The 12007-nt window shown below is 58.4% G+C and carries 12 protein-coding genes; 2 read left to right on the top strand and 10 right to left on the bottom strand.

Annotation, left to right across the window (positions count from 1 at the left end; all coding sequences use genetic code 11):
• Positions 1-9 precede the first annotated feature (9 nt).
• The 4 genes from gntU to B3605_RS15150 form a co-directional block, all read right to left on the bottom strand.
• Positions 10-1350: a gluconate transporter gene (gntU, locus tag B3605_RS15165; RefSeq protein ID WP_120457226.1), complete on the bottom strand. Its 1341-nt coding sequence runs from the start codon at positions 1348-1350 to the stop codon at positions 10-12.
• 2 nt (positions 1351-1352) lie between these two features.
• A complete protein-coding gene (gene gntK / locus B3605_RS15160; protein WP_120457224.1) occupies positions 1353-1889 on the bottom strand; it encodes a gluconokinase in 537 nt (178 codons plus the stop codon).
• 139 nt (positions 1890-2028) lie between these two features.
• Positions 2029-3024 carry a gluconate operon transcriptional repressor GntR gene (gene gntR / locus B3605_RS15155; RefSeq protein WP_120457222.1) on the bottom strand — a complete coding sequence of 332 codons (996 nt, stop codon included), beginning with the start codon at positions 3022-3024 and terminating at the stop codon, positions 2029-2031.
• Positions 3025-3116: 92 nt separating this feature from the next.
• Positions 3117-3812: a pirin family protein gene (locus B3605_RS15150; RefSeq protein ID WP_296434838.1), complete on the bottom strand. Its 696-nt coding sequence runs from the start codon at positions 3810-3812 to the stop codon at positions 3117-3119.
• 360 nt (positions 3813-4172) lie between these two features.
• Here B3605_RS15150 and B3605_RS15145 point away from each other — a divergent pair, with 360 nt between their 5' ends.
• Positions 4173-4664, top strand: coding sequence for a GNAT family N-acetyltransferase (locus B3605_RS15145; protein ID WP_296434837.1), 492 nt, complete (start codon positions 4173-4175; stop codon positions 4662-4664).
• A gap of 40 nt (positions 4665-4704) precedes the next feature.
• Here the strand turns inward: B3605_RS15145 and ggt are convergent, their stop codons facing one another.
• Positions 4705-6459 (bottom strand): gamma-glutamyltransferase, encoded by a 1755-nt coding sequence (gene ggt / locus B3605_RS15140; protein ID WP_349677258.1) that lies wholly within the window; start codon positions 6457-6459, stop codon positions 4705-4707.
• Between the two features lie 186 nt (positions 6460-6645).
• Here ggt and B3605_RS15135 point away from each other — a divergent pair, with 186 nt between their 5' ends.
• A complete protein-coding gene (locus B3605_RS15135; protein ID WP_296434835.1) occupies positions 6646-6894 on the top strand; it encodes a DUF2756 domain-containing protein in 249 nt (82 codons plus the stop codon).
• Positions 6895-6928: 34 nt separating this feature from the next.
• Here the strand turns inward: B3605_RS15135 and ugpQ are convergent, their stop codons facing one another.
• From ugpQ to ugpB, 5 genes are all read right to left on the bottom strand, one after another.
• Entirely contained in the window at positions 6929-7672 is a 744-nt protein-coding gene (gene ugpQ, locus B3605_RS15130) for a glycerophosphodiester phosphodiesterase (protein ID WP_296434833.1), read from the bottom strand.
• Positions 7669-8742 (bottom strand): sn-glycerol-3-phosphate import ATP-binding protein UgpC, encoded by a 1074-nt coding sequence (locus B3605_RS15125; protein WP_126689818.1) that lies wholly within the window; start codon positions 8740-8742, stop codon positions 7669-7671. The genes ugpQ and B3605_RS15125 overlap by 4 nt, the downstream gene beginning before the upstream one ends.
• Positions 8743-8744: 2 nt before the next feature.
• Positions 8745-9590 (bottom strand): sn-glycerol-3-phosphate ABC transporter permease UgpE, encoded by an 846-nt coding sequence (ugpE, locus tag B3605_RS15120; RefSeq protein WP_271152568.1) that lies wholly within the window; start codon positions 9588-9590, stop codon positions 8745-8747.
• Positions 9587-10474, bottom strand: coding sequence for a sn-glycerol-3-phosphate ABC transporter permease UgpA (gene ugpA / locus B3605_RS15115; RefSeq protein WP_120457209.1), 888 nt, complete (start codon positions 10472-10474; stop codon positions 9587-9589). Before ugpA ends, ugpE begins: the two co-directional genes overlap by 4 nt.
• Positions 10475-10536: 62 nt before the next feature.
• Positions 10537-11853, bottom strand: coding sequence for a sn-glycerol-3-phosphate ABC transporter substrate-binding protein UgpB (gene ugpB, locus B3605_RS15110; RefSeq protein WP_120457207.1), 1317 nt, complete (start codon positions 11851-11853; stop codon positions 10537-10539).
• Positions 11854-12007: the final 154 nt, after the last annotated feature.

Here is a 12007-nt window from a genome sequence, read left to right as displayed (position 1 = left end):
GCTCAGGATTTACGACAGCAGTTGAAAGGCAATCATGCCGACAATCGCGCCGACGGTGCCGAGAATCGTCTCCATCAGCGTCCAGGTCTTCAGCGTTTCCCCTTCGGTCGCGCCGGTAAAGCGGCCGAACAGCCAGAAACCCGCGTCATTAACATGGCTGATAATAATGGAGCCGCCGCCAATGCAGATTGAGAGCGCCGCCAGCTGCGCGCCGCTGTAGTGCAGCGGTTCGATAACCGGCATCACCAGCCCGACCGTCGTGAGGCAGGCAACCGTCGCTGAGCCCTGAATCACGCGCACCGCGCCAGAAAGGATAAAGCAGGCCAGCGCAACAGGCAGCCCCGCGCCGGTCAGCGCATGGCCCAGCACCGGGCCGACGCCGGAATCTACCAGCACCTGCTTGAACACGCCGCCTGCGCCGATGACCAGCAAAATAATGCCCGCGGGTTGCAGCGCGCTGCCGCACACCTGCATCACTTTCTCTTTATCCATGCCCTGACGGTAAGCCAGACCGTAAATCGCCACCAGACAGGCGAGCAGAATCGCCGTAAAAGGATGGCCGATAAACTCCAGCCATTCATACAGCGTAGAGCCTTGCTCGGTGAAGCGTGCGCCGATGGTCTTTAATCCTACCAGCATGAGCGGGAACAGGATCAATGCCAGGCTGAAGCCGAACGACGGCAGCTTCGCCGCGTCAACGTCCGGCTGGTGATCTTCCGGCGGCGCGCTAAAGGTCACGCGGCGCGCAATCAGCGAGCCAAACAGCGGACCGGCGATCAGCATGCCGGGGATCGCGGCGCAGAGCCCCAGCAAAATCATCCAGCCGAAATCGGCGTGCATCTGCGAAGCCAGCAGCATCGGCGCGGGGCCCGGCAGCAGAAAGGCCGCCGACGCCGCCACGCCGGCGAACAGCGGGATCACCAGCTTCACCAGGTTGTCATGGGTACGGCGCGCCACCGCAAAGGCGATACTGATCAACAGCACAACCGCCACTTCAAAGAAGAGCGGCAGCGCGCAGATAAGACCCGCGATGCCCATCGCATAGTGTGCGCGGCTTTCGCCGAAGGTTTTCAGCATGCGGATAGCGATCTGATCGACCGCGCCTGTCTCATGCAGGATTTTGCCGAACATCGCGCCCAGCGCGACAACAATAGCCAGAAAGCCCAGCGTGCCGCCCATGCCCTTCTGCATGGTGTCCGCGATCTTGTCCAGCGGCATGCCGGAACAGAGACCCGCACCAATCGAAACCAGCATCAGCGCGACAAAGGCGTGCATACGCGCTTTCATCACTAAAAAAAGCAGCAGCAGGACAGAGCCTGCTGCAGTTAACACCAGCGTTGCGGTACTCATGACTAACCCTTGTTGATGGCTTTCCCGATAGCCGCAACCGTAGCCGCAACAACCTCGTCAACGGAATGATTGATATCCACCGTCAGCACGTCCGGCTCGTCAGCGCCCGGCTCTTCCAGCGTGGCGAACTGCGTCACCAGCATTTGGGGTTTAAAGAAGTGGCCCTTACGCGCCTTCAGGCGTGACTCGATAGTATCGAAATCGCCCTTGAGGTAGATAAAGCGCAGATTGTCATTGCCCTGGCGCAGGATGTCGCGGTAACGCTTTTTCAGCGCGGAGCAGACGATAATGGAGATTGCCTGCGTACGCTGCATGGCGAACGCAGCGTCATTGAGCGCCTGCAGCCACGGCTGTCGATCGTTGTCGTCCAGCGGATGACCTTCGGCCATTTTTAAAATATTGGCGCGCGGATGGAGAAAATCGCCGTCGAGAAAAGCGGTATTGAGCTGGTGAGAAACCTGATTAGCGACAACGGATTTACCGCTGCCTGAAACGCCCATCAAAATAAAGACATGATGAGACGAGGATTGAGTGGTCATTTTTCTGCTCCGGCAGGTAAATTCGCCAATGTTACCGATAACAATAGTGGTTGCCATTGTGTTGAGCACATTACGGACTGGCAACCCTGTTTAGCCGGAAAAGCACGAAAGTGTGAGCTGACTCATAAAAACGCCAGATTCAGATGCTGCCGCCTTCGCTAATAGCAAAACCAATATCCAGCGGCGCGGAGACGCTGAAATCACCGCTGATGCGCGCCAGCAGCATGGCGGCCGCTTCACGTCCCATGCGTTCGCGCGGCGTCAGGACGGTGGCCAGCTTCGGCGTCACCACCTGACTAATATCATGGCCGTGAAATCCGGCGATCGCCATTTGCGTCGGCACTTTTAATCCCTGGCGCTGGCATTCGAACATGGCGCCGACGGCCAGGTCGTCGTTGGTGCAGAACAGGCTGTCGGTTTGCGGATAGCGACGCTGCGCCTCGCACAGCAACATACCGCCCGCGCTGAAAGAGGAGGCCTCTTCCATCATCACGCTACGCGGTTCCAGCCCCGCTTCGCGCATCGCTTTCTCATAGCCCTGCTGTTTCTGCAGGGTACGCTCATCGAGACGCGCCCCCAAATAGACCGTATGGCGATGTCCTTTGCTCAGTATGGCGTGAGTCATCTGACGCGCCGCTTCGACGTTATCGAATCCCACCGCCATATCAAGGCAGGGCGATACGCTGTCCATCATCTCAATCACCGGAATACCGGCCACTTCCAGCATGCGCAGCGTGGCAGGCGTATGGGTGCGCTCGGTCAGGATCACGCCGTCGATGTTCCAGCCCAGCAGCGAACGCAGCTGTAGCTCCTCTTTTTGCGGACTGTAGCCGAAATGGGCGACCAGCGTCTGGTAGCCTGCTTCATCCGTCACCGCTTCGATGCCGCGCAGAACGTCGGAGAAAACCTGATTGGTCAGCGAAGGCAGCAGCACGCCGATGGCGCGGCTGGTGGCGTTAGAGAGCATATCCGGCGCGCGATTGGGTATGTAGCCCAGCTCATCAAGCGCGACGGCGATCTTGTCGCGCAGCGGCGCAGAAACCTGCTCAGGATTGCGCAGGTAGCGGCTGACGGTCATTTTCGTTACGCCGACACGATCGGCAACGTCCTGTAATACCGGTCTTTTTTTCTTCATCGTAAGCGCCCAGGGTCACAATTACGACGAGTCTATCACTATTCGACCGCAGATTTGTAAGCAGGGCGCGACAGTGCGCGCCCCGTCACCGCTTAGACCGGCGGCAGATCGAACAGCAGCACTTCCGCGTCGCTGCTGGCCTCAATCATCAGGCTGGCTTCATCCCAGATGGCAAAAGCGTCGCTGACGCCGGCGGTTTCGCCGTTGACGCGGATATCGCCTTTGACGACCTGAATCCAGACGCGGCGTCCCGTTTCAATCTCGACGGCATCTTTTTCGCCCGCGCTGAATACCCAGCGCGACAGTGTCATATCCTGATAGACCTTCAGCGAGCCTTCGCGCGCGTCCGGCGTCAGCACAAACTGGCGGCCTTTTACGTCGGGAAAACGGCGCTGAGCGTAACGCGGCTCAATGCCTGTGCGCTCTGGAATAATCCAGATCTGATAAAGGTGCAGCGGGTCGTTGCTGCTGGCGTTGTACTCAGAGTGACGCACGCCGGTACCCGCACTCATGATCTGAAATTCCCCTGCCGGGATCTGCTCTTTATTCCCCATGCTGTCCTGATGCTCTACGGTGCCGGAAAGCACGTAGGTCAGGATCTCCATATCTTTATGGGGGTGAGTGCCGAAGCCCTGCCCGGCAGCAACGATATCTTCGTTAATGACGCGCAGCGCCGAGAAACCCATAAAATTCGCATCGTGATAGCTGGCGAAAGAGAAAGTGTGCCAGCTATCAAGCCAGCCGTGGTTAGCGTGACCGCGTTCTTCTGCTTTGCGTAAGTAGATCATGTTCAGTTCTCCTCAATGTTTTAAAACAGTCTGAACCTGAGCCGAACCTATTGATAGCTGAAAAACTTCACGCCTCTGTTCAAAAATAGTGAACAAGCGTGGAGAGGATGGTGAGCGCTGCTGAATGAGCTAACAGGAAAGCGGGATAAAAAAAAGCCAGCACCCGGCTGGCTAAAAAATACTGGAAGCAATGTGAGCAATGTCGTGCTTTCCGGTTTGTCTGGCGACGTCCCGAGAACACATCGCAATAATAATCATTATCATTCGCGTCTGTAAAGCCTTTTATGATCTTTTCTGTTGATTATTAATAAGGTTTCCTTGATGTTTGAAGGGTTTTCCGCCCACACAAGGAGCAAGAAGATGAGCGAGATTGTTGTTCGACACGTAGCGCCTGATGATGCTGCCGCCCTGCTGCATATCTACAGTCAGCCGGACACCATGGCGAATACGCTACAGCTCCCGCTACCTTCGCTGCAAAAATGGCAGGAGCGGCTAAACCATCTTTCTCCGACGAGACATCCGCTGGTCGCCTGCATTGAAGGAAAAGTTGTCGGACAGCTGACGCTGGACGTCATCGCCACGGCGCGTCGCCGTCACTGCGCCACCCTGGGCATGGGGGTCGATCAGGATTATCGCAACCGCGGCGTCGGCAAAGCGCTGCTCGGCGCGGCGGTGGATCTCTGTGATAACTGGCTACAGGTCACGCGCATGGAGCTGACGGTGTTTGCCGACAACCCTGCCGCCATCGCTTTGTATCGCCATTTCGGTTTTGAAATCGAGGGGACGGCGAAGGGATTTGCTATGCGGCAGGGCGAAATGATCGATACGCACTATATGGCGCGGCTGAAATAGAAAACGGGGCCAGACCGCTGGCCCCGTCTGTTTCTCTGGCTTAATACCCGGCGCTCAAATCTCCCGGGGTACGCGGGTCCGATGCACCGTACAGCGTGCCGTCCGGCCCAATCATAATGCTCTGCGTACTGCCCATCGCAGGCAGCACCTTCACATGCTGACCCTTATTCTCCAGCAAACGCAGCGTATCGGGGCTGAACCCTTTCTCAACGCGCAGCTGATCCGGCAGCCACTGATGATGGAAGCGCGGCGCACTGATCGCTTCCGCGACGTTCATCCCGAAATCGACACTGTTCACCACCATTTGCAGCACGGTGGTAATAATGCGGCTGCCCCCCGGACTGCCGGTGACCAGCCAGGTTTTACCCCCTTTCGCCACAATGGTCGGCGACATCGAAGAGAGCGGACGCTTGGCAGGCTGCACCGCGTTCGCTTCGCCACCAACTAAGCCGTAAACGTTCGGCGTACCCGGCTTCGCGGAGAAGTCATCCATCTCATTATTCAGCAGAATGCCGCTGTTGCCCGCCACGATGCCGCTGCCGAAATTGGTGTTAAGGGTGTAAGTTACCGCTACTGCCGTGCCCTGCTTGTCTACCACCGAGAAGTGCGTGGTCTGGTTGCTCTCATAAGGCTCCAGCTTGCCGGGCTTGATCTCGCTCGACGGACGCGCTTTCGCCACGTCAATCTGCTGCGCGATCGACTTTGCGTAGGCTTTGCTGGTCAGCGCCTGCCAGGGCACCTTTACAAAATCGGGATCGCCGAGGTACTCCGAGCGGTCAGCATAGGCGTACTTCTCCGCTTCGGCGATAACCTGCATCGCGTCGGCGCTACCAAAGCCCATTTTCGCCAGATCGAAATTTTCCAGGATATTAAGGATCTGCACGATATGGATCCCGCCCGATGAGGGCGGCGGCATAGAAAAGACCTCATAGCCGCGATAAGTGCCGCTGACGGGCTTACGCTCGACGGCGCGGTAGGCCGCCAGATCCGCTTTGCCGATCAACCCGCCGTGCTGCGCCATCTCACCGGCGATCTCGTCAGCGATTTCGCCCTTATAAAAAGCGTCCGGCCCCTGCTGCGCAATCAGCTGCAGACTGTGGGCGAGGTTTTTTTGCACCAGACGATCGCCTGTCTGCCACGGGGTGCCGTCAGGTTTAAAGAAGATCGCTTTACTGTTGGGGTGAGCGAGCAGCACCTCTTTGCCGTAGGTTTTCAGATCGTCCGCCAGCGCGTCGTTGACGATATAGCCGTCGCGCGCCAGCTTAATCGCCGGGGCCAGCAGCGTGCTGAGCGGCAGCGTGCCATATTTTTGCGCCGCCAGCGCAAAGCCCGCTACGCTGCCCGGCGTGCCGGAAGCGAGGTGCGACGTCAGCGACAGCTTGCTGTCGGCGTTGCCCTGCTTGTCGAGGAACATATCGCGTGAGGCGCGGGCCGGCGCCATTTCACGGAAATCGATAGAGGTGGCGCGACCGGAAGCGGTGCGCAGCAGCATAAAGCCGCCGCCGCCGAGATTACCCGCCTGCGGGTGGGTAACCGCCAGCGCGAAGCCGACAGCGACGGCGGCGTCCACCGCATTGCCGCCCTGCCGCAGGATATCCACGCCCACCTGCGTCGCCAGCGCATCAACCGAGGCGACCATGCCGTGCTGCGCTCTGACCGGATGAAAGGTATCATCCTCGACGCCATAGGAGACGGGCGGCGCGCTGGCAGGCGCGGCATCGGCGACGCTGACTACCGTTAAACTCATCATCACAGCCCAGCCAAGCTGGCGTATATTTCCTCGCATCATCATCATCCCTCTACCCTTTTCAGTTATTTACATTTGTTATCACGCAGGCAAGTCTTTACAAGAACAACTAAAAAATAACATCTAAGTCAAATTCGGTGCGTTCCTGGGAGAGAAGTTTGTGAGGTTGCTAAACTTATAGCTGCGGCCATGGCAGATCAGATGCCGTTAAGGCCGCCTGACGGAGGAAGTTACATGAAAAAATGGTTAATCGTTTTTGCCGCACTGCTGCCGCTTAGCGGTATGGCTAATATGCTGAACAATACTAATCAACCTAATCAGCCGGGCTACAACCCGAGCCAGCAGCGTATGCAGACGCAGATGCAAATCCAGCAGCAGCAACAGCAGGGCAAACTGCAGCAGGATCAGCAGCAACAGACGCAGCAGATACAGCGGAAACTACAGGAGCAGCGGAGCAGCGGAGCAGCGCCCAGCAGCGCGTGATTAATGCGCAGCCGGGACAGCAGCAGAACCGTAATTAACGGAAGTCGGGGCCGATGATGTCGATGCGATCGGTGCAGATGGCGTCAACGCCCCATTCCAGCAGCGTACGCGCCCGGTCAGGATCGTTCACCGTGTAGACCAGAATATGCAGACCGGCGGCCTTCAGCGCCGAGACGCGCTCTGCGTCGAGCAGCTTATGGTTAAGGTGAATTGAGACACAGGCGAGCGCCGCGGTTTTTGTTTGCCACTCCTCATCCCACTCATCCAGCAGCAGGCCACGCGGCAAGTCGGGCTCCGCCTGCATTGCCGCCTCCAGCGCCTCATAAGAGAACGACGACAGCAGCGGCGCAGTCATCCCCTGCCACAAACGCTTCGCCGCATGGGCGATGGCGCGGCCGGTTTCCGCTTCGCTGCCGGTAGTGGGTTTAATTTCAATATTCGCCATCATGGCATGCTGCCGACAGCGCGCCGCGACGTCGGGAAGCAGCGCCAGCGGTTCCCCGTCAAACGCCTTGCCGAACCAGCCGCCCGCGTCGAGCTGCGCCAGTTTTTCCCACGGCAGATCGCCCGCTACGCCCCAGCCGTTGCTGGTGCGATCGAGCGTATCGTCGTGCAGCAGGAAAATCTGCTTATCCTGCGACAGCTTAGCGTCGAACTCGATCATGGTATGACCCAGCTCCGCGCCGACGTCGATCGCCGCCAGGGTATTTTCCGGGGCCAGTTTGCCGCCGCCGCGATGGGCGACGATATGAGGATAGGGCCAGCTGTGTGTGTTCATTCCAGACGCTTTCCGGTAGTTGAATCGAAATAGTGTAACGCATCCGACGGCAGATGCAGCCACAGCGTGCTGCCCGCCTGCGGCCGCTCGCTGTGCGGCAGACGCACCACCAGCGGCGTCTCGCCGATGCGCCCGTGCGCCAGATTGTCCGCGCCGAGCAGCTCCAGCGTCTCTACGCGCAGCGGAATGCCATCGCGCTCATGCGGGCTGACCTGCACATGCTCTGGACGAATGCCGAGCGTGACGGCGCGATTAGCCCACTTCGCTTTGCTATCGCCGAGCGGCAGAGAGTGCGAGTTATCGATATTGAAGCGCGTACCGTCGCTGCCAATCTGGCCGACCAGCAGATTCATCGCCGGCGCGCCGATAAACGAGGCGACGAACTGGCTGGCGGGACGCTCATAAATGTCTACCGGCGTGCCGATCTGCTCGACAAAACCTTTGTTCAGTACCATCACGCGCTGCGCCAGCGTCATCGCCTCGACCTGATCGTGCGTCACATAGAGGCTGGTGGTTTGCAGACGGCGATGCAGCTGCTGAAGCTCAAGCCGCATCTGCACGCGCAGGCGCGCGTCCAGGTTGGAGAGCGGCTCGTCGAAAAGAAACACCGACGGCTCGCGCACGATAGCGCGTCCCATCGCCACGCGCTGGCGCTGTCCGCCGGAAAGCTCGCGCGGACGGCGGCTCAGCAGCTGATCCAGCTCCAGACTGCGCGCCGCCTCCAGCACGCGCAGGCGGATATGCTCTTTGCTCATCCCGCGGATCTTCAGCCCGTAGGCCATGTTCTCTTCTACCGTCATATGCGGATAGAGCGCGTAGTTCTGGAACACCATGGCGATGCCGCGATCTTTCGGCTCCATCTGGGTGACGCGCTTGTCGTCGATATAGATATCGCCGGAGGTGACGCGCTCCAGCCCCGCCACCATGCGCAGCAGCGTCGATTTGCCGCAGCCGGAGGGACCGACCATCACCATAAATTCGCCGTCATTGACGGTGACGTTAAGCGGCTGAATGATTTGATTCTTGCCGTCGTAAGACTTGGTTACCGCCTGAAGGGTTACGCCTGCCATGCTTATTTCTCACTCTCGACCAGGCCACGCACGAACGCGCGCTGCATGACCAGCACCACCACCACCGGTGGGATCAGGGTTAATAACATTGCCGCCATGACTTCGTTCCACTGCGTCGGCGATCCGCTGGTAGAGATCATGCTTTTGATCCCCGCTACCGCGGTGCTGAGCGAGGCGTCGTTGACGATCAGCAGCGGCCAGAGATACTGGTTCCAGCCGTAAATAAAGGTGATAACGAAAAGCGCCGCGAGGTTAGTTTTCGACAGCGGCAGCACGATATCCCAGAAGAAGCGCATCGCGCTGGCACCGTCGATGCGCGCCGCCTCGATTAGCTCGTCCGGCAGCGACATAAAGAACTGGCGGAACAGGAAGGTCGCCGTGGCCGACGCCATCAGCGGCAGCGTCAGGCCGCTGTAGCTGTCGAGCATATTGAGGTTGGAAATCACCTGTACCGTCGGAAAGATACGCACCTCGACCGGCAGCATCAGCGTGATAAAGATGAGCCAGAAAAAGAGCGTGCGCAGCGGAAAGCGGAACCAGACCAGTGCAAAAGCGGAGAGCATCGACACCGTGATCTTGCCGACGGTGATGCCGAACGCCATGATCAGGCTGTTAAGCAGCATCAGGCTAAAAGCCGGGCCGCTGCCGTTAACGCCCTGCGTCCAGATGCGCGAGATGTTCTCCCACAGATGGGTTCCCGGGATGAGCGTCATCGGCACCTGATAGACCGCTTCGTTATCCAGCGTGGCGGCGACAAAGGCGACGTAGAGCGGAAACAGAATAGTGAGCACGCCCAGCACCAGCAGCGTGTGGCTGAAGATATCCAGCCCGCGACGGTTTTCAATCATTGGTACTGTACCTTACGCTCAACGAAGCGGAACTGAATAACGGTCAGGCCGATAACCAGCAGCATCAGCACTACCGACTGGGCCGCCGAAGAGGAGAGATCCAGCCCGGTAAAACCTTCACGATAAATTTTGTAGATAAGCGTAGTGGTCGCCTGCACCGGACCGCCGCCGGTCGCGGCGTCAATAACCGGGAAGGTGTCGAAGAAGGCGTAGATCAGGTTCACCACCAGTAGGAAAAAGCTGACCGGCGTAATTAGCGGCAGCGACAGATTGAAGAAGCGCCGCACCGGACCGGCGCCGTCGATCGCCGCGGCTTCCACCAGCGATTTCGGAATCGACTGCAGCGCCGCGAAAAAGAATAAAAAGTTGTAGCTCATCTGCTGCCAGATCGAGGCCACCACGATCAGGAACATCGCCTGGCCGCTGTTCTGGGCATAGTTCCAGTTGTAGCCAAGCTGGTTAAGGAGATGGCTAATCAGGCCGAGGCCGGGATTGAACAGAAACATCCACAGCACCGCCGCGACCACGGGCGCCACCGCGTAAGGCAGCAGCAGCAGCGTCTGGTAGAGTTTGCGCAGCCGAATAACGTAATCCACCAGCGCCGCCAGCAGCAGCGACAGCACCATGCCGCATACCGTCACCAGGGTGCTGAAGACGATAGTGGTCCAGAAGGCGTCGAGGTAGTAGCTGTCCTGAAACAGACGCCTGAAGTTTTCGAAGCCGACAAAGGTGCTGGAGATGCCGAACGGGTCAAGGCTCTGCAGCGAATACCACAGGGCTTCGCCCGCGGGCCAGAGGAAAAAGATAGCGGTAATCAGCAGCTGCGGCAGCACCAGCAGATAGGGCAACAGACTGGTGCGGAACACCGGGCGAGATGAAGACATAGCGTACTCTGTCTGAGAAAGAGAACAGGGTCGGCGCGCGCCGACCCTTTTACCGAACGGAATTACTTCACTTGCTGTTCAAAGCGGCGCAGCAGCTCGTTGCCGCGTTTCACCGCGTTATCCAGCGCTGCCTGCGGCGACTGTTTGCCGGTCCAGACGCCTTCCAGCTCCTCGTCGACCACGGTGCGGATCTGCGGCATATTGCCCAGACGCATGCCTTTAGTGAACGGCAGCGGATCTTTGTTCAGCATCTGACGCGTCGCGATATCCGCGCCAGGGTTCTTGTCATAGAAGCCCTGCTGCTTGCTCAGCTCGTAAGCCGCGGTGGTGATCGGCAGGTAGCCGGTTTTCTGGTGCCATTCGGCAGCGATTTCCGGCTGCGCGAGGAACTGCATAAACTCCGCGACGCCCTTATAGGTATCGGCGTTTTTGCCCTTCATCACCCACAGGCTGGCCCCGCCGATAATGGCGTTCTGCGGCGCGTTCGGCACGGTTTCGTCATACGGCATCATGCCGACGCCGTAGTTGAATTTGGCGTAGTGCTTGATATCCGCCAGCGAACCAGAGGAGGCGGTAGTAATACCGCAGTCGCCGTTATAGAACTTGGCGGTGGACTCGTCTTTACGGCCAAAGTAGGTGAAGTCGCCTTTCTTGTTCATATCCTCCAGCATCTGGATATGGCGTACCTGCACCGGCTTGTTAAATTCCAGCACCGCATCGGTGCCGTCGAAGCCGTTGTTTTTGCTGGCGACCGGCAAGGCGTGCCAGGCGCTGAAGTTTTCGATCTGGATCCAGCCCTGCCAGCCGCTGGCGTAGCCGCAGGTCAGGCCCGCTTTACGCAGCGCGTCGGCATCTTTCGCCAGCTCCTGCCAGGTTTTCGGCGGCTGGTCGGGGTTCAGGCCCGCTTTTTTAAAGGCGTCCTTGTTGTAGTAGAGCACCGGCGTGGAGCTGTTGAACGGCTGAGAAATCAGATGGCCGCTGGCATCGCTGTAGTAGCCCGCCACGGTCGGCACGAACTGTTTTTCGTCAAAGGGGATGCCCGCGTCCTGGAAAACCTGATGCACCGGCACGATCGCCTTCGAGGCCATCATGGTTGCGGTGCCAACTTCGTAAACCTGCAAAATGGCTGGCGCTTTGCCGGAACGTACCGCTGCGATGCCTGCCGCGAGGCTCTGCTCGTAGTTACCTTTGTAGGTTGGAACAATTTTATAGTCGGGATGCGCCTGGTTAAAACGTTGCGCCAGAGAGTCGACTTCTTTGCCTAACTCGCCCTCCATAGAATGCCAGAAAGGAATCTCAGTGGCGGCCAGCGCATTGCCGCTGATAGCCAGGCCCAGAACCGCACTCATCAGGCTACGACGAAAAGTAAACACGGACATAGAATTTTCCTGTGCAGGTAGGTACGCGCGATATCACGCATTTTTTGTTCGCGGTGTAACATGACACGGGGAAATGACGGATTAATAACAGATAAATGACAGCCGTATGACGGCAAGATGAAAGGGTTTAGCTGACCTTTTTAACAGACTACAG

It is taken from the genome of Rhizobium sp. UBA1881 (assembly GCF_002338015.1).
GTDB lineage: Bacteria > Pseudomonadota > Alphaproteobacteria > Rhizobiales > Rhizobiaceae > Rhizobium.
This window is presented reverse-complemented; position numbering and strand designations above follow the sequence as displayed.